Below are 22,519 nucleotides of genomic sequence, written 5' to 3'. Positions count from 1 at the left end.
CTTTTGGAAGAGCGCCGGTGGCCTTTCTACGGGCGATGCATGTCATGCTCCGAGCCTCCGATGATCGCACCGGAGCAGGTGGACACGATCGAGGCTTCCGTCCTGCAGCGGCGCGGCGATCAGGGGTGCACGTTTCAATCCCAAGGGTGTGCCAGCGCTCTATCTGGGCCTGAGCATCATGACGGCTGTGAAGGAGGCCAACCAAGGGTTTGCCCATCGGATCGATCCGTGTGTGCTCTGCTCCTACGAGGTCGATTGCGACCATATCGTGGATCTGACGGTAGAAGAGGGAAGGGTAGAATTCTCCGTCGCATTGGAGGATATGGCCTGAGCATGGGCTACGGCTCTCAGTATTGGAGATCGGCCGGCGTCGTGGGCGATTTACGATCGCCTGCGACCTCAAGGCGTTTCAGGTATTCTTGTTCCGAGCTTCGCGCCCGGGGCTGAGGGCGATGACAAGAACCTCGTGCTCTGGGGCTGGGGCGCGGAGCTACCGCACAAGGTAACGGTGTTCGATCCAAGCGGTCGGCTACCGAAGGACCAGCTGTCCTGGCGCTGAAGCGACGGGATGCTCTTAGGGTGGTGCGTCCAATCGAATTTCACAATCGGGGGCCGCTTTGTTGAAGCCACGGGCTGACAAGCTAACAGGCAGCTCGGTCGGCTCATCAGCTAGGCTCTCAAGAGCGAACCAGCCCGAAGCGACGGGCCTCGTCCAGCAGTGCCCTGACGGAAGACGGTTGCCATTTCCGACTCCCATGCGCCGGCGGCTCACGCATCTGGTCTAACTGTCAAGCGACCCGAGGAATTGACCAACCCTGATTGATTGTCGCCGCGCACTTCACAACGCTCGCGCTAAGATTTGTCAGCGGCAGGCCGGTTGGGAGCGTGGCGCGGCTCCGACGAACAGGCTGGGCTGGGCCTGAGGTGCATTGGGACGGAGAGGAAGAGGGCGGGGCTTTAGGCCGCCCTCCTGTATTCTAGGACACCGGAATGTCTACGATCAGTTTGGCGCTTAGTGCGGCAGGTGACAATAGTCGCCGATAAAGGTTTTCCTCAAGGGATGATCGGATCGGTTAGATCCATGCAAACATGCAAATAGTCCGGAGAAAATGATGATTCGTGCAGCTTTAAGGCAACGTCCTCCCGTCAGCAGGACCTTTGATGCTTGAGAAAGACTGTCGGCAGCCTACCTCCTCTCTCAGATGATCGCCGCAAAAGAACCGAAGTACCGTCAGTCCGAGCTCGGCTACGCGACCGCGATCCTTGTCCGAGCAGCCCTGTCTCACGACGGCTCTTGCCACGCCGGCCACCCCTTTTGAAGAAGAGGTCGAGAGATGTCATCGGATCATTCTCGCTCGCTCGACACCTCCGGCCGGTTGCCGCCGCCGGGAACCATTCAATCCGTCTCGGAAACAGATCTGCGACATCGCCTTAAGCGCAATCGCGCTTTGGCGACATCACTCCTGGTCACCATGGGCGCGCTCTTCCTGGCTACCCACTTTGTCACCAACCCCGGCTTCCTCGTCAGATTGTTGGCCGCCGCTGCCGAAGCTGGAATCGTGGGGGGACTTGCCGACTGGTTCGCCGTGACCGCGCTCTTTCGGCACCCGCTTGGTTTGCCGATTCCGCACACGGCAATCATACCCAGCAGCCAGGAGCGCATTGGGCGATCTCTCGGCCGCTTCCTGGAACGGCACTTCCTCACTGAAGAGGTGCTGGTGCGGAAGTTACGGGACGCGCATGCGGCAAAGCGCTTTTCGAGCTGGCTGGCGAGCCCGGAGACCGCACCAATCCTCGCCGATGCTGCGGCTGCGGCATTGCCTTATGTTGTCCGCACCCTGAATAACAACGACCTGCAGGAATTTGCCCGACGGACGCTCGGCGAGCAGGTGCAACAGGCCGATATAGCGCCAGTGATGGGCCGTGCCATTCATATAATGACGGCGAGTGGCGAGACCGACGTCTTGTTTGAGCGCGCCATCGGCATTGCGGCCCAATGGATGGAGGAAAACCGTGAGCAAATCTTCCATCTGGTTCGAGAACGCAGTCGCTGGTGGATTCCCCGCACAGTTGATCGGAAGGTCGCTAACGCGATCGTCACCGGCTCCATTGAGCTTCTCAATAATTTGCGTGAGCCGGAAAGCGAAGTTCGGCTGAAGTTCCGGGAAGCGCTCTTCCATCTGATCGACGAACTGATCAACTCGCCGGAGCAGCGCGAACAGATCAACGCTTTTAAGAGCCGTATCATCGAGCATCCAGAAGTTCAGGCATGGGTCGCAGCCGTATGGCACGAGACCTCACGGGTGATGCTGGAAGACCTCTCGCGGCCGGACTCGAAAGCGCGCATGGCCCTGGAAAGGATCTGCCTGCTGGTTGGCCGGACGCTCGCGACCGACGAAGCCATGCTGAAACACATTGACGCGCTGCTGGAGAAGCTTGCCGTCTACCTGATCTCGTGGCGTCACGAGATCAGCGCCTTTGTGGATGAAGTGGTCAGAAGCTGGGACAGTGCCACGCTTGTGGATCGCCTCGAACTCGTCGTTGGTAGCGATCTCCAATATATTCGTATGAACGGCACCATTGTCGGAGCGTTCGCGGGCTGCTTTATTTTCCTGGCCTCCCAACTGTTAGTTTGACCACGATCCCAAGCACCAGGGTTAATCCGCAAAGCGAAGTATGCTTGGCTACGCACTCACGATTGTGGCCTGACGTTTCCCAGCGGCCGTGGCGCTCTCTGCTGTTAAGCGCGCGCATTTACGGTACGTCATAATGAATGTGACAGAGCAAAGACAAACTTGCGACAAAGTATCGTGTTCCTTTGAAACAATCCCGGTTGGAAATCGTTGAGTACGCTGGAGAGCCTCGAGGAGGAACGACATGGCGCTCAATTTCATCGCTGGCTTGGCAATCGGCTTCGGAGCAGGCCTGCTTGCGCCGAAGATCACTCCCGCGGTGAAGCCGTTGGCCAAATCGGCCATCAAGGCGGGGCTTATAACTTACGACCAGGCAAGGGTTACACTCGCAGAACTCAACGAGAATACCGAAGATGCCATTGCCGAGGTCAGATCAGAAATGGAAGAAGAGCGCAAAGTTGCAGGCGGGTAGCCGCAATTTCAAGGTTAATCTCCTGACCGGTGCCAGATGCGGAGCTACCGCGTTCGGCTAACGACGAAAAATCAAGAAGAAAAATCAAGAAGAAGGAGACAGCTCAATGGCTATACTCGAAGACGCACTGAAAGGCGGGAACGTGGTCACTGGCTTGGCGATCGGAGTAGGTGCCCTCGTTTTAGCGCCGCTTGCAGCTCCTTTGCTGCGTCCGATAACCAAGACTGTTCTTAAGGCGGGCGTGGTTGCCTATGATCAAACCCGAGTTGCCATAGCCGAGATGAGCGAAAAGGCGTCCGATCTCGTCGCCGAGGCCAGGGCTGAATTGGCTGAAACTGGAGCCGAGCAGCGGCCACCTGAGAACGAGCAGCGACCAGCTGAGAAAAAGACGACGCGCGCTGCCAACAGCTAGCCGGGAGCATTTGTAAAAAAGAGTGCCTGTCGCCGTGATAGCTTTGAAGGGCTTACACGGCGGATAGATGTTTGTGAAAAATCCACTGAAAACGGTTGACTGGTTAGCTGTTAAGCCGAGGCACCGGTCCGGATATGGCCATGCAGACTTTCGCCAAGCCAAGGAAGCCTAAAGCCTTCAACAGTCGTGTCGAAACCGCCATCGTTCCAATCCATGTGTCCGTGCCGGGACGGGCACGGCTGCATGTGGACGCCTTGCAAGGGGCAGGCGCGGTCAAGGACCTGCTCGAGCGGGAAGGTTGCGCGGCGCCGGGTGTGTTCAGTATCACTGCCAACGATCTGACTGGCAACGTGCTCGTCAAGTTTGAGACGACGTCAGATCTCGAATCCATCGTCAACTATCTTGCAGTTTTGCTGAGGGGGGAGATCGTAGCGCCCAGCGCTACATCACATCCCGAATGGCACACGCTGTCGGCTGGACGACTGAGTTCCTTCCTCGATGTCTCGACCGATACCGGACTTTCGCGACCCAATGCCCTTGAGCGCTTGGCCAGCAGCGGTCTCAATGCCCTCGAAGCCATTCAGCCTCGGTCGAGCGCGAACATACTTGCCGGTCAGTTTCAAAGCCTGCCAGTCGCTATGCTCCTCGGCGCCGCGGCGATCTCGATCCTGACGGGCGGGGCACTTGAAGCTGCAGCCATTCTGGCGGTGGTCGGCCTGAATGCCGCGATTGGCTATCAAACCGAAAGCAGTGCAGAACGGACGATCCAAAGCCTGGGAGCAAACGGGCCAGAAACCGCAGAGGTTATACGCGAAGGCGTCACCGCCGCCATCCCGATCAAGGAGATCGTTCCCGGCGACATCATCTCGGTGGGTCGCGGCGACGTTATCTCAGCTGATGCGCGCCTTTTGAATGCCCGGGCCCTCACTGTCAGCGAAGCGATGCTGACCGGCGAAAGCGCACCAATTTCGAAAATCGTCAGAACAGTCAAAAGATTGAAGGTACCTCTCGGCGCTCGTTCCAACATGATCTATCGCGGAACGATCGTGACGGGAGGCAGCGGTCGTGCGATCGTGGTGGCAACGGGACCACACACGCAAGCCGGCCGGATCCAGCGGCTCGTCGGAGCAGCAGTCGCTCCTGAGACGCCCATCCAAAGGGAACTGAGGTATCTCGGACAACGTCTTGGTTGGCTGACATTAGGCGCATGCGCATGCCTTGTATTGGTCGGATGGCTGCGTGGCTTCGGTTTTCTGCAGATGGCGCGCTCGGCGCTTTCCGTTGCGGTCGCCGCAGTGCCTGAAGGTTTGCCCATGGTGGCGACGACCACGCTCGCTCTCGGCGTTGAAAGACTGCGACGTGAAGGTATTCTCGTTCGAAAATTGGACGCCATCGAAACGCTTGCCGCGGCACGGGTTGCATGTTTCGACAAGACAGGCACGCTCACCTTCGGCCGCATCTCGGTCGAAACTGTAAGAATCGGCGACAAAGCCTACTCAATCGAGGACGTCAGGCGAGGCGGTGCAGACTCGAAGAGCATTTTGCGCAGCCTGTTGGAAACTTGCTGCCTTTGCAATGATACCAAGATCGATCGGGCGGGCGAGGAGCCGCATCTGGACGGCTCACCCACCGAGAGCTGCCTTGTTGAGACTGCCCTCGACAGCGGCTTGGACGTTGTCTCGTTGCGAAAGCGTTATGCCCGGATGTCCGTTCAGCATCGAAGCGAAACCTCTCGTCTCATGGTGACGCAGCATCTGACGGAACACGGTATCCTGGTGGCCGTGAAGGGAAGCCCGGACGATGTCCTGCAGCGGTGCGGAACAGAAATCCTTCCGGATGGCTCCAGCCAAGAACTCACAAGAGATCGACGCATCGCCATAGAGAAAGCAAATCTTGACATGGCATCCCGCGCTCTGCGCGTTCTCGGCGTGGCGCGCAAGCAGACGAGCGGTTCCAAGCGAAATGGGCATGATATCCAGAACCTCGCCTGGCTCGGGCTGGTCGGGATGGCCGATCAGGTGCGTCCAGGTGTTAACCGGCTCATGATCCGGCTGCACGAGGCCGGTGTTCACACAATCATGCTTACCGGCGATCAGAAAGCGACAGCCGCCGCCGTCGGCGAGCGTATAGGGCTAAAAGGCCAGGGCAAACTATCGATTGTCGATGCGGCAGATATCGAGGAAATGACGCCGGAGCAGCTTGTGCTGACCGCTCGGCGAACGCAAGTGTTCAGTCGCGTCAACCCTGCCCAGAAGCTGCAAATCGTTCGCTCACTTCAGCAGGCCGGTGTGACGGTGGCGATGGTCGGTGACGGAGTGAATGACGGACCTGCATTGAAGACCGCGGATGTGGGCATCGCGATCGGGCGAGACAGCATGAGTGCAGCCCGGGAAATAGCGGACGTGATTATCAACTCCGCTGATCTGCACGGCCTCGCGCCAACCATAGAGACCGGACGCACGACCCGACGGAACATCCGTAAAACCCTGCGCTATCTGATCAGTACCAATTTGAGCGAGATCCTCCTGGTCGTGGCAGGGACTTCAATCGGCATGGCGGCACCGCTCACGCCGATGCAGCTGCTGTGGATAAACCTGATTTCAGATGTATTGCCCGGCATTGGGCTGGCGATGGAACCACCGGAACCCGACGTCCTTCGACAGGCACCAAATGAAGGCGATTCGGCAATATTGCCGGGCAGAGAGCTCGGACGCTTAGCCGGCCAGGCTACGATCATGGGTGGTGCCGCGATGATGGCAGGTCTGTTTGGCGCGTCACGCTATGGACTGAATTCTCCGCAAACGAGAACCATGACCTTCATAAGCCTCGTCATGGCGCAGTTGCTTCACGCTTTAACCTCGCGGTCCGATGCTGAAAGTATCTTCGCTCGCAGCTCACGACCGCCCAATCGAGCATTGTCGTTGATCATCGGGGGATCAATGGTTGTTCAGACGGCGGGGCTGTTCACGCCCTTTGTGAGAAGGCTCCTCGGGATAGCGCCGATCACGGGAATGGACGCTGCCGTGACGCTTGCCGGTGGAACTCTGCCGTTCCTCACCATGGAATGGATGAAGTCGCAGCATGGTCCCGCTGAAAGGGGGCTGGCATGGAGCCGCAAGATGAAGCCAAAGGGTCCTTCGCAACGGCGTGCCGGCACCGATGCTTAAGCCGCGATTGCGATGGGTTCCTCACCTTGTTGGGCACGGGCAGGCAATCGGTGAGACTGCGGTCGCGTCATGGCGGCGACAACCGCTCGAAGGATCGGCTCGCCAAGGAGCTCCGCCAATTGGGCAACGGGATGCCGTGCGAACATGAGAGGCAAAAGTTTTGCCAGCAGGAATGCAACTTCCATGTCGCGTCCGCCGACATTATCAGCCGGCTCAATCGCTTCGCGATGGGCATGAACGGCAGATGATGTGACGATCAATCCGTGTAGGCCGAGACCGAGAGATTGCGGATCGAGGCTATCATCATGCAGGATCACCACGCTCGCCGCAGCGGGATTGATTCTGACGCTTAAGACACCCTCGGCACCGAGAAATTTTTGCTGCAGGTCAGTCAGAAAACCAATCTGATCTCGTGCTGCAGGTATCTTGAGCCGCAGACGGCCCGGTATGGAGTGAACGATCTGAACGTTCAATTATGGGCACCTCTAGCATATGTTTCACGCGTGCCATTTGCGGCGGCCGCTCGCAGGCTCAGATAAAAGATGCACGTGAAGGTCTGATGACAGTCGGAGGATCTGGCTGTGGCCGCGGTAACGCTTGGTGGCGATCGGCGCTGGCGGCAGGGATGCCCGAAAGCCGGCGACGTGGGGATGGATTGCCTCGGAATCTGCACCTTTGACTCGAGCGAGCGCAATTGTGCTGGTGGGAGACGCTTCATTATGCGAAAATAAAATTTGCTCTATCTTTCGTTCACCAATGGACCGATAGGGTCTGATGAGGCGGCGGTCATGCTTCCCACAGCAGTCATTGAACATTTGATGCCGGGCCGTCTGCGGGTGAGAGTTCCGGATCGCCGCGGCGACGTCTCCTATTTCCGCTCGGTAGTCGAGAAGCTTTCCGAGCGTCCAGAGATCGCTGGCTTGCGGGCGAACCCAATGACTGGAAGTATTCTTATCCGGCATGAAGCCGATCCGGCTTCAATTCGCGCGATTGCAACCAGCAGCGAAGTTTTCGATCTGCAGGAGGCATCAGCGCGGCGGCCTCGTCGGGTGACGGACGCCCGGAATAGACAGACGGCGGACGATGGCGCTACCGCTTCGAGAGCAAGCAGCGGGCCTGCAATTGGCTTGATGAGCCTGGCTTTCTATCAGGCATTGCGGGGCAACGCAGTGGGTCCCGCCACCGAGAATTTCTGGAACGCGTACGGCGGGCTGCGAATTCTCAATAGTCCATTGATAGCTTTCGTCTTTTGTGGCCTCGGATTTCTGCAACTGATGAAAGGCCGATGGGTAGGATCGGCATCATCCCTCATCTTCTACGCATTCGTCGTCAGGCAGCTGGCCGGTTCCGGCAATTCACAGCCTGCCAGCCGAACCGATAGAAGTCCGGAGAACCCTTAACGCATACCGTGATTTGCAGAATCTGCGATCGTGTCTCGCCTTTGCGGTATCCGACACTAACATGACAGCCGCCGTGGTGCGCCGTCCGAACCCTCTTATGCGCGGATTGGATATCGGATTTCCGTGTGTTCGTCTGGGGCCGCCGCTGTCTAAGGTCGGGCATGGATTTATCCGCCACATAGAGACATCGCCCCGTTCCGCCCTGAAGGGAATTTCTCTATGCCACAACGGACCTCGCGGTCTCGCCTGATGTTTCATCGATCAGCGTTCAGACAATCCTTGCAGAGCAAGGTCCTCTTCCTCATCCCGCTGCCGCCCTCCGAGTGCTGCTGCAGCAGAAGCAATAAAAGCACCTGTTATAAGAGACAGCGCACCGAGCATGGCCGTTGTTGCCGCTGCCTTTCGCGCCTCGTCTGCGGCTTTCTGCGCAGCGACCTTCGCGTCTTCCACACGCTTTAAGATAGCGTCGACACGGGCCTTGGCATCGGCCTCCGAAAGACCCGTGCGCGATGCCACGAGCGTAGCAAGGTAGTTTTTGTCCTCGTCTGGGATCCCGCCTTGAGCGGCGCCCTGAAGAAGTATTCTGGACACCTCAGCCGTGGCTACACCTTGGTCGGCCGTGGCCTGCGCGGGGGGCCGATCGGATCGCAGCAAAGCATCGGTGAAATAGGACGTCGAAAGATTGACCACCTGCGAGTCTGAAGATGCTGCTGCAATAGTGCCGGCAAGACCGGCCGTCGTAGCGGCGTGGCTCACGCCCTGAACTCCGGCGCCTGCAAGCGAGGTCAAAGAGGACGCGAGGAAGCCTGCGACAAAAACCGTGGCGACCGACCAACTGATCAAGCCATGGGCGGTGTCTCTGAAGAACACCTCATCAGTGTGGACAGCCGCCCATTTCGTGCGGAGCCGTCCTGTGAGGTAGCCGCCCAACGCTGCCGAGAGCCATTGCACGACCACAAGCCAAATTGCAGCGGTGACGCCGATTGACCCTGCCGAACTGCTCTGGCCCGGCCACGGCGACACCATCGTGAGCCCGACACCCGAGCCTAAAAGCAGAAGGATCAGAGTGACGCCTACGGCGGCAAAGGCGCCGCCGAAGATCGGTCCCCACGACATCGCAGACTTGGACGATTCAACCGGAGTGGCCGCGACGTCCGGGCCCGTCATGGACGTGGACATGAGCGCCTCCTATCGCATGAGGAGGACAAGGAGAATGACGATTGGCAGTGGGATGCCGAGAAGCCAGAGAAGAATACCGCGACCCATGGCGTTGCCTCCGATCTTGAGCTTTGTATATATTGCAACGTCTTAACGCTGACGTGCATGCAATGTTCCGGAAAACGGCCGCGTTCGGCGCGTACCGTACTGCAACAACCTCGATACTGGCGAAGTCCCGGTGCGCTGCGTCCGACTTCCGCAGGAGGATGCATCGTCGGCCCCCTGCGCGGTCTCTGACCTGCTTTCCGCAAGCTCGGCGATCTCATCGGGAAAACAAAAGGTTTCGAGGTTCAGCAAGCCGACGGAAGCCCTCGGTAATGTAGAGGCCGACGGGGGCTTCGCGGAAGGGAAGAAAGGTTTGAGCGTCGGCCCCAGGCGGCAAAGTGTTTCCAGTCTGCGGCATGGGCCTTGCGGGTGTTGGCGGAATTCGCTGTCTCCACATAGCCGCGCGCCGGGTGGCGAGTTGATAGAGATGAGCCGGCAGCCTTGCGGTCTCTTCCGAAAAAAGGAAAGCGAGCCTGCTTGCATCGGACGACTGCCGCGGCATGGAAACATCACCATCGGTCGCTGTGCGCTCAGGCGGAGCAACCTTGATCTTGAACGCACCAAGACTGGCGGCATGCGAAAAGAGCCCACAGAATGCATCATCGCTCAGATGGAAATCGACACCGCTGGCGTAAGCGCACACCCGGGCTGCTCACTAAATCAAGGAGAGCGAGCTTGCCCCAGTTCGGACCTTGCCAAGCAGCAGGAGCCGCTTTCGGCCGAACTGATTGTTAAGCTCTCCCCAGTCGCTCAGCAGACAGGTCCGAGACGGCGAAGCTGGAACCGCGGCCGCAATCCAGCAACTATCGGAAACACGGCACGCTTCCTCTCGCTGGCCTTTGGATCGGGCTCTTTGGACGAGAAGCTCGCCCGTCACCCCCCGAAAATGAAGCAGAATTCTTCGAATGATGTCCGATCGTTGCAACCTGTCGTAGCTTTCGGCAAACCTCGGCAACTATCTGAGGGCCTTGTTGATGGCCTGCCTGGTTTCGCTGGATCAGCGTCACGTATTCCGCAATCGAAGCCTACTTCTTCCGTGCGCAATTTGCTCCGAGCTTCGCGGCAGTCTGCGAGAAATCGCCTCACAGGCCCGCGATGAGAACAGGGGCCAGCTGAATTTTGAGACCCATCAATGGCTGCGATTTACGTGGCTTGCGATGAACAAAACATCACGGGCAACGTTTCCTCGACACCTCGATATTCAAGAAAGGAAACGATCATGGATTGGAACCGCGTCGAAGGTAACTGGAAACAGGCCAAAGGGAAAATCAAAGAGCAATGGGGCAAGCTGACCGACGACGACCTTGATCAGATCGCCGGTAAACGCGAGCAACTGGAAGGCAAGATCCAGGAGCGCTACGGCCTCGAAAAGGATCGCGTGCGTCGCGATATCGATGACTGGTATAACCGCCAGACTTGGCATTGAAACCCGGCCAACTGGTGACGAGTGATGCGGCCAGTGTGATCTGGCAATCGGTTTTTCCCAGCCGCCGGGTTCTGTGCGCGGAGCAGGAAGGCTGCAGCCGGATCCGATTTGGCCTCCCTTCGCCACGTCAGTAAACGCGAAGGGTCCTTCGGGTGAGGGCTCTTCGCGTTGATTTAAATGTTCGCCGACCTCTCAATTCTTGAACGCTTTGCGGATAACGTTTCCAGCAGCAATGCGCCGACTAGACGGACGATGGCATCGTTGTTGGCGAAGATGCCGACGACCTCTGCGTCGCTTGATCTCGCCATTGAGCCGCTCGACCGGATTGATGGAAACAAAATGACGAGTGGGCCGTGCAGCGGGCTCGCTATAATGACGCTGGAAACCATGAGCCAGATGAGCTGATGATCCCCTCATCAGCCTGCCGGCAGTGCCACGCCGATCAGTCCGGCTCACACCAGAGAGCATGTGGCCAGAGTTGTCCAGTTACACCACCACAGCGGGCACGATCCTCAAACAGCATGATCGTCGGTCCAAGCTTCGGAACTTTCCGACCCCTCCGCTTTCCGTCCGCAGGGTGCCATAGCGGGCGCTCAGCTCAACCAGCCAGCGGCCGTATCTCTCGAATAAGCTCGATGAGCAGACGCAATGCGGTTGGGACCTGTCTACGGCTAGAACAGTAAGCATGAAACCGCGGCTGATGATCTGACCGAAGCGAACGTTCAGGGCTCTTAGTGGCGGGCCTTTTCGTTTCAGTGCTTGCTCCGTCAGATGAGGTAGGGGGCGATGGGTGGTTGCGCCGCTTTGGACTGTTGCAGCGGCGCGTGCGGCCCCTCGGCTTTCAACAATCCTTCGGCACGCAATCCAGCCTCGACGTCGGCGCGCACCAAAACACCCTTGATCAAAGAAATGTTGGCGCGAATGAATGCAAAACCCGATCGCGTGCTGTTTCCGAAGAGCAATTTGAGGTGAACTTCCTCACGCCACGCCGGCGAGGAGCCACCCCCGCCCGCGTTGCGGCAGGCTGGCCCGGATATCGTAGAGATCACAACGGGAATGAAACTGACGAGCAGGGGACCATAGGCTTTGATCCGCCGTTGCGAACCTTCTTTCTGCAAGGCTTTCCGCATCCGGAAACCGACGAGTGCGCGTTGTGGTTCGGCGCGTTCCTCGAGGAATATCCCACACTCGAATCCATCATCGAAAAAGCCCGGGCGGCCGGCTACGAGGTGCGCGGGCTGACGCGGGAAATGATGGGCGATGATCAAGGAATCCGGCTGCTTCATCGAAGTCAGGTGCAATCTCCGCGATGCGTGCAATGATTTGCTGAAAGGCAAGGCGTGTCGGTCTCGGAGCAATCTCATCTCGTGGCTACTGAACGGTGGTAGCCAACTCGAGATACCTGCAGAAGGAATTGGCCAACTGCATTTGCCGAGGCGTTTTGCAATCGACGTCGAAGATTGCCGGCGATGCGACCAGTATTGCCAGACATTTCGCGCGGGAGATCGCAACGTTGAACCGATTGGAGCTGTAAAGAAACTCCATGCCTCGCGGGGCTTCCGCATAGCTCGACGTCGCCATCGAATAGATCGCGATCGGCGCTTCCTGTCCCTGGAATTTGTCAACCGTGCCAACCCTCGCGGACGGTAATCGCTTTTGGATCTCCAGCACCTGGGCGTTATAGGGAGTGATGATAACTACGTCGTCGAGCGAGAGCGGGCAGACCTTGCCATCACGATCGACCCATTGGGGGTTCTCTTTCAGAATTTTGGTAACGAGCGCTGCGACCGCCTCGGCTTCCTCGATCGAGGTACTGGCATTTCCTGAATGCTGCACGGGCAAATATCGCAGTCCGGAGCCGCGTATCGCTCCGGTCGAGACAATGCGTTGTTTGACGCAAGCCGCGATGGGGGCCAGCTTGCTTTCGTAGAATAGCTCCGAGATGAAAGCACAGACATCGGGATGCATGCGCCAGGTCTCGGCAAGAAAAAGACCTTGCTCCGGACCGATCGTTTGCTGGCCACCAAGAACGTGTTCGAGCGAGGAGACGCCAACGCCATCCGGATGGGCGCCCTGGCTCGGTTGGTCGAGCTGTTGCGGGTCTCCAAGAAGCACAAGACGCTTCGCAGCTTGTGAGACCGCGAGTACGTTGGCCAACGACATCTGTGCGGCTTCGTCGACAAACAGTACATCCAGAACGTCTTCGGCGTCAGCGCGCGCCCAAAGGAAGCTCGTCGCGCCGGCAACATGGAATTCGCCGGACGTCATAGCATTGATCAGATCCTCGTTCTTCTTTGCGAAGCCAAGGCGAGCCGTCCCAACCTCCGAGTTGTCGGCTTCTGGTTTTTGGATGCAACGGACGTTTAGATTCAGCTCTTCCGCCGCCTCGATGACCTTATCCAGCAGATTGCGGATCACCTTGTGGCTGTTCGCCGTTATTCCCACCTTCTTGCCGTCTGCCACGAACTGGCAGATCATCCTGGCTCCAGTGTGCGATTTGCCGGTTCCCGGCGGCCCCTGTATCGGAAGAACGCCTTGCTCAAGCTTGTTTGCGATCCTGTTTGCGGCAGCCAAGGTGCTGTGGCCTGACTGCTGAAACTTGTTTCCATCGATATGCGGAGGAAGGCGCATCAGAAGTTCGCGAGCAGCTTGAAAGCGCCCGGTGCCCGTGATGCCGTTGTCGACTACGAACTCGCCGATCCTCAACAATGCGCCGGCCTGCTCATCGGCACGGATATGTTCATGCACAAAGACTGCTTGGGGGTGAACGGCAGCTGTGTCGGTCCTCTTTTTGATGTCGATCGTTCCGCTCTCGCTGGAGATTTCGACCACACTACCGAATTTGTTGCCACCAACCTGGCAGAGCAACTTGCCGGGCCGGACGTCCGTGTCCTGGGCCACAAACTTGTATCGGTGCGTTGGCGTCTTTCCTTTGCTTACCGCGGCCTCGCCGACGAACGTGAGGCCAGCTAGCGCCGCTCGCTCGTCGATAAGTTCGTCCGCACTAAGGTCCTTGAGGCGGAAATACTCCCACCAGACAGCCTTGTCTTCGCGCCGGTGCCAATCGAGAATATTGGCGAGTATCCATTGGGCATGTTGCTCGGGAGACCGTTCCAATTCATCGACGGGAATGTTCGCGAGCAACTTTTCGGTCAGTTCGGCGACACGTTTCTGCCGCTCCGAAAGTTCCTCGCCTGGCACCTCGGCCATCAGGGGACGGCGGGGCACGTCGACGCCGTCGGCGACAAGCTGCGATCGCCGCTCTTCCAGCCAGTCCCTCAGATGCCGCGTCGAAACGCAGTCGTCCTCGTTGTAGCCTTTGACGATATCCCGTTCAGCTTCCGTGATGGACGAAACATCATCGAGTTCAAGCCCCGCCTGAAAAGCGGAGAGGGCGATGTTCGCATCCCGGAGCGTCACGTTGCGCTCGTAGCCATAGAAAGTCTCGAGCCGTTTGATCGAGTAGCTCTCGACGCTCGCCCGGACACCGTTTCTCACGACGCTATAGAGATCGACGAACACCAGATTTCGAAGGAAATGATCGATTTCGTCTTCGCGTGTCGCATAGCGACCCATCAGTCTCTTCAACGCCGCCGGCTCATAGGGTGCAAAGTGGTAGACGTGCAGACCAGGATACGTCTTCCTTCGCTCGACAACGAAGTCTACGAACCGCTCGAACGCTGCTTTCTCGCCCGCCCGGTCGAAAGACCAATCGCAGACATAGGCGGGCTGCCCACCATCGTCTTGGTAGTGATATCCGAACAGGTACTCCAGCCCGTGTTCACCGACAAAGGGATCGCCTTCGAGATCGAAGAAGACATCTCCTTCGTTGGGTTCCGGCAGCCCTGAGAGCCCCAGCCCGGTTTCGACGGGAAGAAGCTCGAAGTTCGGTTTGCAGGTGTGACGGGCTTCCGCCTGGATACGCGCCTGCTCACGCACGCGCTCATAGGATTGAGCCGCCCCGCGTTCTGGTTTCCAAGGCATCGGCAATGGCATCTGGGCAAGCGCATCCAGAGTGTTGATATCGTGCGATGTAAGTTCCGCTATCTGATTACGGCTGATGCCTGCCACGAACGACAGGTGGTCGTCGTCGCGCCGGCGTTTGTCGCAGATCTCAAACCACCGACAGATGTCGCAGTGGCCCGTCGGCTCTGGATAGGTGTCCCTGACGCCATTGGCGACGGCAGCCTCCGTAGCGCTCTTGGCCTTGCGATAATATGCGCCATAGTCGGCGACGCGCAGCCGTTCAGGTTTGAATTCCGTCCAAGGTACAACGACATAGGTGAACTCCGGCTCGCAGCCCTGAGCCGCGGCCAGAAGATCAGAGTAAAGACAGAGCTGCAGGACCGTTCCGCCGCGTGTCTCCCGAGCCAGTTTGGTGTCATAGATCTCGTATGACCAGTCACCTAGCTTGCTCGGTCTGGCGACTTTCCGCAGCACGTCGACACGGCCAGCCCAGTTTCCGTTTCTCAGCGCTCCTTGCACGATGACATCCACGCCGCGCTTCATTGCCGCGATCGTCGCCGAGACGTAAGTGTCCTCGATGCCAACGCCTCCGATCTGTTCAACACTCAGGGCTAAGCTAACCAGATGCTCGATGAAAGCTGCCTCGTGCCGGAACCCTCGCTCACGTAGGATTTCGAGAAGCGGATCCCATTGTGTCGGCTTTGCAAGCTCACCCGCGATGGATCTGAGATCGAGACCGGTGAGATGTCCACAGTTAAGATGGCCCACCAGATCGGAGGAGCTCAGTTGTATTTGGTTGAGAACCGCTTTCATGAGCTCATCCTATGAGAGAGAAAACGAGTATGCCAGTGGGCATTTTGATGTCGGCGAATCACCGATCTCCCTGTTTTGAATCGCGGTCACCATGGTAGAGATCCCATATGGGATTCGGGGTTTTCATTCACCGCACAGATTCGATCTACGACGATAGCCCGGCTGAGCAATATCAGTTTCCCGGCCAGTATCTTGGTCGGGTCAAAGCCTGTGTCGGAGACTGGATTATCTATTACGAGCCCCGGAAGGTGGCGGCGACGCGCGGATATTTTGCCGTCGCCAAGGTCGCGCAGGTCATTCCGGATCCCAAAGCACCGGGCATGTATCTGGCGCTGATCGAACGCGGCAGCTATCTCGACTTCGTCAATCCCGTTCCGTTCAATGGGCCAGATGGTGTTATCGAACGAGGTGTGCTGAACGAGGAGGGCCGGATCTCCGGGCGGGCGCAGGCAGCGGTGCGCCCGGTATCGGCTGCGGATTTCAATCGCATCCTATCGATCGGACTTGCGGAAGATGAGTCTGAACTGCCGCGATCGGGTGAACCAGTGGAAGCGCCATCGTCGGTCGGGTTTTCAGATGGCGGCCAGGCGCCGTTTGTGTTCGAACAGGAGCGGGATCGGGTTATCCAGTTGTCGTCCCGGATAGTTCGCGACCGACTGTTTCGTCGTCTGGTGCTGCAGGCTTATGACAAAAGATGCGCGATCACGGGATTGAAGCTGATCAATGGTGGCGGCCGGGCCGAGGTCGATGCGGCTCATATCCGTCCGGTAGAGGCAAATGGCCCCGATATCCTATCCAATGGCATCGCACTGTCCGGGACTGCCCACTGGATGTTTGACCGCGGGCTCATCGGCCTGTCGGATGATCTCGAAATCCTGATCTCGCGTCAAGCGAACGATCCTGACAGCATTCAAGGCCTTCTGATCAAGACCGGCAAAGCGATCGTGCCGAACGGAATTTCCGAGCGGCCGCATCCCCAGTTCCTCAGGTGGCATCGCGAGAGCTGCTTCAAGCAATGAAGGCGACGACTGCGGTAAGTTGATCGGATCATCCGGATCAGTCCAGCGAGGCCGATGTTCTGGCGGAGCATCCTTGCAAATTTCTTCAGCCCATTTTGCTGAAGCGCGTCGATGAACCCTTCAGCCGTTGGCGTTGTCTTGCGCAGATTAAGCCGCGCAAGTCTGACACTCGAAAGAAGCGTCTCGGGAAACGTATTGTGAAGGTCAGCCAGGAAATCATCTGGCGACTTGCTCGTTACGCCGTAAGGACGCAGGTCTTGTCTCGGGAAATCCTTGAGGTTCCAGATGACGATGGTAGAAGCTTTTCCAGCAATGGCAGCGGCGAGTACATGCCGATCGTCAAGGTCAGCTAGTTTAAGACCCTCGATCAACGGACGATAATTCACCACGTCCGCCTCCGGGAGGACGACCTTCATAGGGTCGCGCGTGAGCTCCAGGCGTTCCATGGGCAAATCCGGAGTGTTAGCGGCGAGATTGCGCATCCACTCGCCGTGGATATCGTCGGTCCAGCGCGCTTCGACAAGGCCATCAAAGGCGCACTGGATCAGGACATTCCGCAGATGAAATGGATAGAGGACGCAGGCATCATAGACCGCGACAGGCGGTTTAGAGGCCATGGGTCTGGATCAGGTCCTCGGTATCTTCGGCAAGCGCGTCAACCGCCGCTTGACGGACGTCGAGCCTGGATTTCAGCTCGAGCACATCCTTTAGAAGAGCACGGCGATGTTTGCCCACGTAGCGGAACGGCAGATCGCCCCGATCCATGCGCAGGACGACGAGGGGACGAGAGATGCCGAGAATAGCCGCCGCCTCGGTCGGGCTCAGTTCTTGGTCTTCGGCCAGCACGGCAACACGTTCGCCGCGCAGCATGTGCGCCAAAAGCGCCTCAACTGCCGCGGCGGCCGAGGGCGGTATCGAGAGCGTCTGTTCCTTCCCGCCTTCATGACGAACATGAAGTTCCAGCCTGTCGCCCGCGCCCAGTTTCGGCAGAGGCGAGGCTGCCTTGCGATCGCGATCCGACAGTCCGGCGAAGTGAACGATTTGGCTGGCCATGGCGATATCTCCGGATATCGCCAATATAGTGCCTGCAGCCGGTAACTGCAATAACTGAAAGTTTGCGAAATGCGATTGAGTTAAGGGATTTGGCCGTCTGACCGAAGCCGCTCAGAATTTCATCTCTAAATCAAATAACTAATCCATTGGACGGCGTCGCGATGGGTTCGAGTCCTTTCAAGAGCGAGGGATAGAGAACTGCCTTCACACCGACGCGGCGGTCTCATTTGGCTGTAGCCGATCGTCCGCGATGGGGTAGGGAGCCGACGTCCCAAGCGAACAGGCGGGCTGAGGGGCACGATTTCCCGGCTGCCGTATGCGCACAGATCATGGGATGGCTACGCGGATTTAGGCGCGAATCCTGGCGATGTTCCACCCTGAGCGGGTCAGGTCTGCAGGGCAGATTTCGACTACCGATGCAGTTGCCGTCGTTTCAAAGAGGCTTTAGGAGGCTGAAAAGCTCACGGAGCGGCCGCGCTGTTCCCGTGCTTATACCGAGGAGGCAAATCAGATGCCGTCCACCCGCTTGGCCGAGGCTGGCATTCCAGCAAGCTTTGGTCCTCAAGGGTAGGGAAAATGACGAGGGCCATGAATCGATTACGCGGACGCCGATGGAGGTAACCGATCGCTCGCAGAACAGCGGAACCGAGGTTTGCCGTTCTCAAGAGTGAGACGCTTGCATTCGGTCGGAACCTTGCGTCTGCCGACCAGTTCTTCTTGTTGAAAACGCGAGTACCGAGCTTTTGACTGAGAAAGTTGCCACTCCGCCCAAAAAGGGCGATCCCAAAGCACAGCCCGTCCGTCGTCCCGCTCCTCAAGATCCGGCGCCGAAATCCGATGAACGCCAAAAACCACCTCGGGATACAAGAGATGCGCCGGCGCCAAACCCGAATGGCGAGCCCTTCGACGCCCCTCGTCGCGCCGAAGGCTAGCCGTCCTCCGGAAGCTAAGTAGCCATCTGAGATCAAGTTCCAGAATGCGTTGATGTGGCCAGGCGACTAGGGGCTGAGTGAAAACTCCAGAACCGAATTGATGCTGACGTGAAGGAGCGTGCCACTGCGGTTTTAGAGAACATGGGATTGACCGTTTCGGACGCCGTCCGAATTCTCTTAACCCGGACAGCCAATGAGGGCACCATACCGCTTGAACTTGCAAGCCACTGCGAGGCTCGCGATGCTTGGTTTCGGGCTAATGTGTTGGAGGCGCTTGAGGATACTCGAGCCGATCTCGATTATGCTGACGCCGATGCGATTTTGCACGAGCGCCGAGCGGCGGCTTTGCACAAAGCACAGGCGCGTGATCGATGAAGCTCGTTTGGGCGCGATATGCGCTTGACGATCGTGCAACCATCTTAGCTACATTGAAAGAGAGAATCCACGGGCAGTCCACGTTGACGAGGAGATCGTCCGCGCTACACGTCGTTTACTTGAATAATTCCGAAAGCGATCTGTCCTGGCCGGATTGCTGGAACTCGGGAGCTTATTATGCCGCGCACGCCATACGTCGCAGCCTATGTCGTGACAGCCGATAAGATATGCATCCTGCGTGTTCTGCACGGCGCGCAGACGTGGCCTACCGAGCTCGAGGGCGACTAGTCACAGCTACATCATGGGTCTTGGTGGTCGCTTTACTCCTGGACATATAGACTGTCGCAGCGCCTTCGAAGACAGGAAAATCATGATCGCAGCTTACATTGACGAATTCATCATGTTTTGCGCCGGCCTGTGGATGACGGCCGTTGGCTTTGATCATCTGCCGCTATCAAGGAACCCGCGCAACAGATTGCCCGTAGTTCGACACTTCAAGTGGATGGGTCCCTTGCTACTCGCGATCGCCATCGTTCTGGCCGCCGCCGAACCAATGGCAGTCGACGCTTACTGACGCAGGCTCTGAACCACCGGCCATTACAAAAAGCGACTGCGGTAGATCAAGGGGCTGACGCTATAGTGCCTACGAAACTGCAGCCTCAGGTTTTCGGCGCTTCCAAGTCCGGCCACGCTCGCGATGTCGCCGGGTGCGAGGCGGGGTTGCGGGATAAGCGCGCGGACGACGGCGACGCGCTGAAGCTGGCCACCGGACAATTCGCGGGGAAATTGGCCTTTCACTTCTTCAAGGGTCAAGCCGACCTGCATCAGGGTGGCCCGCTCCGCCTGCCGCCGGTCCGGACGATTTCTCGGCGCCGACAGATTGCGGGGCCGTCTCGAAGATAACGATACGCTTCATTTTCTTCCGCCTGATCATGCCGGATACTTTTTCCGCGGCTTTGCAGACGATGCCGTTTGCCACCTGGTTACCAAAAAACCACAATTGCCTCACCTAGATCATACGTCGACAACAGACATAAAGAATTGGATCAACGCTGAATGCGCATACCCTACGTTTTTCTCGGTGCATTTCTTGCAATCGTACAGTCCGCATATGCTGAAGTCGCACCACCGCCTCTTTTGAAGCCGCTGACGCGACAGGCGCAAGCCGCCCAGTTAAGTGCGCAATTTTTTACGCGGTATAGCTACAGGCCCATTCCGCTCGACGACACCTTGTCGGCCAGGATCATGGATCGGTTCATCAAGTCACTTGATCCCGACCGCATGCTCTTCCTGCAAGCGGACGTCGACAGGTTCATGTCTGACCGCAGCGAGATAGACAATGCGATAGAACGGAAGGACTTGAAGATCCCATTTGCCATCTTCAACGCCTATGAACAGCGCGTTGTTGATCGCATGAACTACGCGCGCAACTTGCTTAAGCAGGACTTCGACTTCGGCGCACAGGAAAACTATTCCGTGCTGCGCGATAAAGAGCCTTGGCCACAGTCGGAGGCCGAGAGCAATGAGCTTTGGCGCAAGCGCGTCAAAAGCGACTGGTTGCGGCTGAAGCTGGGCGGCAAAACCGACGCGGCTATTCGCGAAACGCTCGATAAACGTTATGAAAACACGCTCGAGCGCGCTTACAAGTTTAAAAGCGACGATGTTTTCCAGTCGTTCATGGACGCCTATTCAACGTCGATTGATCCGCACACGGACTATTTCGGCGCGGCCGCTTCAGCCGACTTCAATGTCTCGATGAAGCTCTCGCTGTTTGGTATCGGTGCTGTGCTGCAGGAACGCGATGACTACACGACGATCCGTGAGCTCGTGCCTGGCGGGCCGGCGCAGCTGTCCGGCAGCCTCTCGGTCGGAGACCGCATTACCGGCGTTGGTCAAGGCAAGGATGGGGCGATCAAAGAAGTGGTGGGCACGCGCCTTGATGAAGTCGTGCAGATGATACGCGGGAAAAAAGGCTCCGTCGTGCGGTTGGACATCCTGCCGGCAGACGCTGGAGCAGATGGCACGCATCGCATTATCAGCCTGGTGCGCGATAAAATCAGTCTCGATAAGCAGGCTGCCAGGAAGGCTGTGCTGTCCGTGAAGACGGGCGACGCCACGCGCAAAATCGGGATCATTACTTTGCCGGTATTCTATGAGGATTTTGAAGCCAAGCGCAAAGGAGACAAGGATTACAAGAGCGCAAGCCGCGACGTCGCCAAACTTCTCGACGAACTGAAGCAGGAAAAGGTCGACAGTGTTCTCATTGACCTGCGCAACAATGGCGGCGGTTCATTGGACGAGGCGATTGATTTGACCGGTCTCTTCATCGGCAATGACCCGGTTGTTCAGCAACGCAGCAGCAACGGCAAGATCGAAGTCAAAAGCGCTGAGTTTGCAGCGCCTGTCTGGACAGGCCCGATGGGTGTCCTGATCAATCGCGGCTCGGCGTCGGCTTCGGAGATTTTTGCCGCGGCCATCCAAGACTACGGTCGAGGCGTGATCGTCGGCGAACCCAGTTTCGGGAAGGGCACCGTTCAAACCGTCATTGATCTTGACCAGATCGTTCACCACAGCAAACCCGAATTCGGGGAGCTGAAAGTGACGATTGCGCAGTTTTTCCGGGTCAACGGCGGGACCACGCAGCTGCGCGGCGTGAAGCCTGATATCAGCTTGCCGGGACTTTCCGATCCGACGAGCATCGGCGAGACCAGTTATGACAATGCGCTACCGTGGGCGCAGATCAAGCCCGCGAACTACGCTTCCGACGACACGGTCAAGACTTTGCTGCCGACATTGCAAAGCCGCCATGATGCGCGGGTTAAGGGTGATCCGGATTTCCAACGTCTGCTGCAAGACATTGCCGACCTCAAGGCGCAGCGCGAGAAAGGGGTTGTTTCCCTGAATGAAGCGGAACGTCGCAACGAAGCGACTGCTCGAAAGAATCGGTTCAAGGCTCGAGCGCAGGCAAGCGATGGCGAGGATCCTGGTGGAGATGATGGTCTGGAGGCAGATGAGCGCAGCCTGAGCGCTGCTATTGCCATCGAGAATGCCCGCAAGAAGGCAAAAGACGTCCTGCTGGACGAGGCCGCCGCGATTCTTGCAGACGAGACGGATTTGCAGGAACACGTCGGAGAGGCAGCCACAAAGCAATCGGGAAACGCGAACGGAAAATAAGTCACACCGACCGGGGCAGCGGTATGGGTAGCTTCGCAATCGTCAGGTCCGGGTTAGACGAATGGATGCCGGCGACTAATGTCATCAATCGATCTTCGGGCAGACGGGGAGGGGATTTACGAAGCAAGGCGGGATCGGCGATGCGCTCCGCGACCATCCACTTCACGGCGCGGCGAAGGCGTTCCGGCGTCCAGTCGAGCTGCTTGAGCACGTGAGCGATGTCGTCCCATGTGTGGTCCGGCCTCATGCGCCGGACGGTGGGAAGCCATTGGCTCGCGGAAGCGATGCGATCGCCGTAGGCGGCTTTCTGCGCGGCAGTCATTTTGGCCAACGCATCTGGGCGTTTTTCCCGGATCTCCGGGTTGCCAGGCAGCCGGCCGAGCGGAGCTCAATCTCCTGGGCCTCAGTCGCTTG

Annotated in this window: 16 protein-coding genes and 6 pseudogenes; 11 read left to right on the top strand and 11 right to left on the bottom strand. The window is 58.1% G+C overall.

From position 1 onward, the window contains the following. Positions 1 to 64: 64 nt before the first annotated feature. Positions 65 to 559, top strand: a pseudogene (locus tag BN1800_RS34315) (RES family NAD+ phosphorylase); the annotation flags it as partial. Between the two features lie 118 nt (positions 560 to 677). Here the strand turns inward: BN1800_RS34315 and BN1800_RS43055 are convergent. Next, positions 678 to 788, bottom strand: a pseudogene (locus BN1800_RS43055) (recombinase family protein); the annotation flags it as partial. Positions 789 to 1,472: 684 nt separating this feature from the next. Between BN1800_RS43055 and BN1800_RS34310 the strand changes: the two are divergent. The 4 genes from BN1800_RS34310 (at position 1,473) to BN1800_RS34295 (ending at position 6,684) form a co-directional block, all read left to right on the top strand. Then, positions 1,473 to 2,636, top strand: a complete 1,164-nt coding sequence (locus BN1800_RS34310; protein WP_165928362.1) for a DUF445 domain-containing protein — start codon at positions 1,473 to 1,475, stop codon at positions 2,634 to 2,636. 241 nt (positions 2,637 to 2,877) lie between these two features. Next, complete coding sequence (locus BN1800_RS34305) at positions 2,878 to 3,105, top strand: DUF5132 domain-containing protein (RefSeq protein WP_087004539.1); 228 nt, start codon at positions 2,878 to 2,880, stop codon at positions 3,103 to 3,105. Positions 3,106 to 3,211: 106 nt separating this feature from the next. Further along, positions 3,212 to 3,517, top strand: a complete 306-nt coding sequence (locus BN1800_RS34300) for a DUF5132 domain-containing protein (RefSeq protein WP_087004536.1) — start codon at positions 3,212 to 3,214, stop codon at positions 3,515 to 3,517. Positions 3,518 to 3,657: 140 nt separating this feature from the next. After that, positions 3,658 to 6,684, top strand: coding sequence for a cation-translocating P-type ATPase (locus BN1800_RS34295; protein WP_165928363.1), 3,027 nt, complete (start codon positions 3,658 to 3,660; stop codon positions 6,682 to 6,684). Here BN1800_RS34295 and BN1800_RS34290 read toward each other — a convergent pair. From BN1800_RS34290 to BN1800_RS34280, 3 genes are all read right to left on the bottom strand, one after another. Further along, positions 6,681 to 7,157, bottom strand: coding sequence for an HMA2 domain-containing protein (locus tag BN1800_RS34290; protein WP_087004531.1), 477 nt, complete (start codon positions 7,155 to 7,157; stop codon positions 6,681 to 6,683). The genes BN1800_RS34295 and BN1800_RS34290 overlap by 4 nt on opposite strands. Before the next feature lie 24 nt (positions 7,158 to 7,181). After that, positions 7,182 to 7,646 (bottom strand): hypothetical protein, encoded by a 465-nt coding sequence (locus BN1800_RS40860; protein ID WP_132568785.1) that lies wholly within the window; start codon positions 7,644 to 7,646, stop codon positions 7,182 to 7,184. A gap of 699 nt (positions 7,647 to 8,345) precedes the next feature. Continuing rightward, positions 8,346 to 9,263, bottom strand: coding sequence for a hypothetical protein (locus tag BN1800_RS34280; RefSeq protein ID WP_087004525.1), 918 nt, complete (start codon positions 9,261 to 9,263; stop codon positions 8,346 to 8,348). A 1,303-nt stretch (positions 9,264 to 10,566) separates the two neighbouring features. On the opposite strand from BN1800_RS34280, the gene BN1800_RS34275 reads away from it, so the two are divergent. Beyond that, positions 10,567 to 10,773: a CsbD family protein gene (locus BN1800_RS34275; RefSeq protein ID WP_087004564.1), complete on the top strand. Its 207-nt coding sequence runs from the start codon at positions 10,567 to 10,569 to the stop codon at positions 10,771 to 10,773. A 218-nt stretch (positions 10,774 to 10,991) separates the two neighbouring features. Here BN1800_RS34275 and BN1800_RS44205 read toward each other — a convergent pair. The 3 genes and pseudogenes from BN1800_RS44205 to BN1800_RS34260 form a co-directional block, all read right to left on the bottom strand. Further along, positions 10,992 to 11,100 (bottom strand): annotated as a pseudogene (locus BN1800_RS44205) (transposase); the annotation flags it as partial. A 440-nt stretch (positions 11,101 to 11,540) separates the two neighbouring features. Further along, positions 11,541 to 12,059 carry a hypothetical protein gene (locus BN1800_RS44200; protein ID WP_179213970.1) on the bottom strand — a complete coding sequence of 173 codons (519 nt, stop codon included), beginning with the start codon at positions 12,057 to 12,059 and terminating at the stop codon, positions 11,541 to 11,543. An 85-nt stretch (positions 12,060 to 12,144) separates the two neighbouring features. Next, positions 12,145 to 15,552, bottom strand: a complete 3,408-nt coding sequence (locus BN1800_RS34260) for a TM0106 family RecB-like putative nuclease (protein ID WP_087004516.1) — start codon at positions 15,550 to 15,552, stop codon at positions 12,145 to 12,147. Between the two features lie 107 nt (positions 15,553 to 15,659). Between BN1800_RS34260 and BN1800_RS34255 the strand changes: the two genes are divergently transcribed. Continuing rightward, positions 15,660 to 16,571, top strand: a complete 912-nt coding sequence (locus BN1800_RS34255; RefSeq protein ID WP_087004512.1) for an HNH endonuclease — start codon at positions 15,660 to 15,662, stop codon at positions 16,569 to 16,571. Here the strand turns inward: BN1800_RS34255 and BN1800_RS34250 are convergent. Both BN1800_RS34250 and BN1800_RS34245 read right to left on the bottom strand, forming a co-directional pair. Then, complete coding sequence (locus tag BN1800_RS34250; protein WP_087004509.1) at positions 16,463 to 17,188, bottom strand: PIN domain-containing protein; 726 nt, start codon at positions 17,186 to 17,188, stop codon at positions 16,463 to 16,465. The two genes, BN1800_RS34255 and BN1800_RS34250, sit on opposite strands and share 109 nt — an antisense overlap. After that, positions 17,178 to 17,624: a helix-turn-helix domain-containing protein gene (locus BN1800_RS34245; protein ID WP_087004506.1), complete on the bottom strand. Its 447-nt coding sequence runs from the start codon at positions 17,622 to 17,624 to the stop codon at positions 17,178 to 17,180. The genes BN1800_RS34250 and BN1800_RS34245 overlap by 11 nt, the downstream gene beginning before the upstream one ends. 1,028 nt (positions 17,625 to 18,652) lie before the next feature. On the opposite strand from BN1800_RS34245, the gene BN1800_RS34240 reads away from it, so the two are divergent. The 3 genes and pseudogenes from BN1800_RS34240 to BN1800_RS34230 all read left to right on the top strand — a co-directional run bounded on the left by BN1800_RS34240 (position 18,653) and on the right by BN1800_RS34230 (position 19,505). Next, positions 18,653 to 18,931 (top strand): type II toxin-antitoxin system RelB/DinJ family antitoxin, encoded by a 279-nt coding sequence (locus BN1800_RS34240; protein WP_087004503.1) that lies wholly within the window; start codon positions 18,653 to 18,655, stop codon positions 18,929 to 18,931. Next, positions 18,928 to 19,219, top strand: a pseudogene (locus tag BN1800_RS34235) (type II toxin-antitoxin system RelE/ParE family toxin). The gene BN1800_RS34240 and the pseudogene BN1800_RS34235 overlap by 4 nt, the downstream one beginning before the upstream one ends. 82 nt (positions 19,220 to 19,301) lie before the next feature. After that, on the top strand, positions 19,302 to 19,505 hold the full coding sequence (locus tag BN1800_RS34230) for a hypothetical protein (protein ID WP_087004500.1): 204 nt from the start codon (positions 19,302 to 19,304) through the stop codon (positions 19,503 to 19,505). 23 nt (positions 19,506 to 19,528) lie between these two features. Here BN1800_RS34230 and BN1800_RS44195 read toward each other — a convergent pair. Continuing rightward, positions 19,529 to 19,816, bottom strand: a pseudogene (locus tag BN1800_RS44195) (hypothetical protein); the annotation flags it as partial. A 171-nt stretch (positions 19,817 to 19,987) separates the two neighbouring features. On the opposite strand from BN1800_RS44195, the gene BN1800_RS34215 reads away from it, so the two are divergent. Then, complete coding sequence (locus tag BN1800_RS34215; RefSeq protein ID WP_087004494.1) at positions 19,988 to 22,105, top strand: carboxy terminal-processing peptidase; 2,118 nt, start codon at positions 19,988 to 19,990, stop codon at positions 22,103 to 22,105. A gap of 10 nt (positions 22,106 to 22,115) precedes the next feature. Here BN1800_RS34215 and BN1800_RS34210 read toward each other — a convergent pair. Next, positions 22,116 to 22,484 (bottom strand): annotated as a pseudogene (locus BN1800_RS34210) (recombinase family protein); the annotation flags it as partial. Positions 22,485 to 22,519: the final 35 nt, after the last annotated feature.

The organism is Rhizobium sullae, from assembly GCF_900169785.1.
GTDB classification, from domain to species: domain Bacteria; phylum Pseudomonadota; class Alphaproteobacteria; order Rhizobiales; family Rhizobiaceae; genus Rhizobium; species Rhizobium sullae.
Note: the sequence above shows the minus strand (reverse complement) of the source record. Positions and strands in the feature narration are given on the sequence as shown.

Excerpts from the sequence above, each read along its gene's own strand:
- BN1800_RS34230 (WP_087004500.1), top strand. The coding sequence starts at position 19,302 with ATGATCGCAGCTTACATTGACGAATTCATCATGTTTTGCGCCGGCCTG.
- BN1800_RS34255 (WP_087004512.1), top strand. The coding sequence starts at position 15,660 with ATGGGATTCGGGGTTTTCATTCACCGCACAGATTCGATCTACGACGAT.
- BN1800_RS34305 (WP_087004539.1), top strand. The coding sequence starts at position 2,878 with ATGGCGCTCAATTTCATCGCTGGCTTGGCAATCGGCTTCGGAGCAGGC.
- BN1800_RS34280 (WP_087004525.1), bottom strand. The coding sequence starts at position 9,263 with ATGTCCACGTCCATGACGGGCCCGGACGTCGCGGCCACTCCGGTTGAA.
- BN1800_RS34295 (WP_165928363.1), top strand. The coding sequence starts at position 3,658 with ATGCAGACTTTCGCCAAGCCAAGGAAGCCTAAAGCCTTCAACAGTCGT.
- BN1800_RS34310 (WP_165928362.1), top strand. The coding sequence starts at position 1,473 with ATGGGCGCGCTCTTCCTGGCTACCCACTTTGTCACCAACCCCGGCTTC.
- BN1800_RS34300 (WP_087004536.1), top strand. The coding sequence starts at position 3,212 with ATGGCTATACTCGAAGACGCACTGAAAGGCGGGAACGTGGTCACTGGC.
- BN1800_RS34245 (WP_087004506.1), bottom strand. The coding sequence starts at position 17,624 with ATGGCCAGCCAAATCGTTCACTTCGCCGGACTGTCGGATCGCGATCGC.
- BN1800_RS34260 (WP_087004516.1), bottom strand. The coding sequence starts at position 15,552 with ATGAAAGCGGTTCTCAACCAAATACAACTGAGCTCCTCCGATCTGGTG.
- BN1800_RS34215 (WP_087004494.1), top strand. The coding sequence starts at position 19,988 with ATGCGCATACCCTACGTTTTTCTCGGTGCATTTCTTGCAATCGTACAG.
- BN1800_RS44200 (WP_179213970.1), bottom strand. The coding sequence starts at position 12,059 with ATGAAGCAGCCGGATTCCTTGATCATCGCCCATCATTTCCCGCGTCAG.
- BN1800_RS34250 (WP_087004509.1), bottom strand. The coding sequence starts at position 17,188 with ATGGCCTCTAAACCGCCTGTCGCGGTCTATGATGCCTGCGTCCTCTAT.
- BN1800_RS40860 (WP_132568785.1), bottom strand. The coding sequence starts at position 7,646 with ATGCCGGATAAGAATACTTCCAGTCATTGGGTTCGCCCGCAAGCCAGC.
- BN1800_RS34275 (WP_087004564.1), top strand. The coding sequence starts at position 10,567 with ATGGATTGGAACCGCGTCGAAGGTAACTGGAAACAGGCCAAAGGGAAA.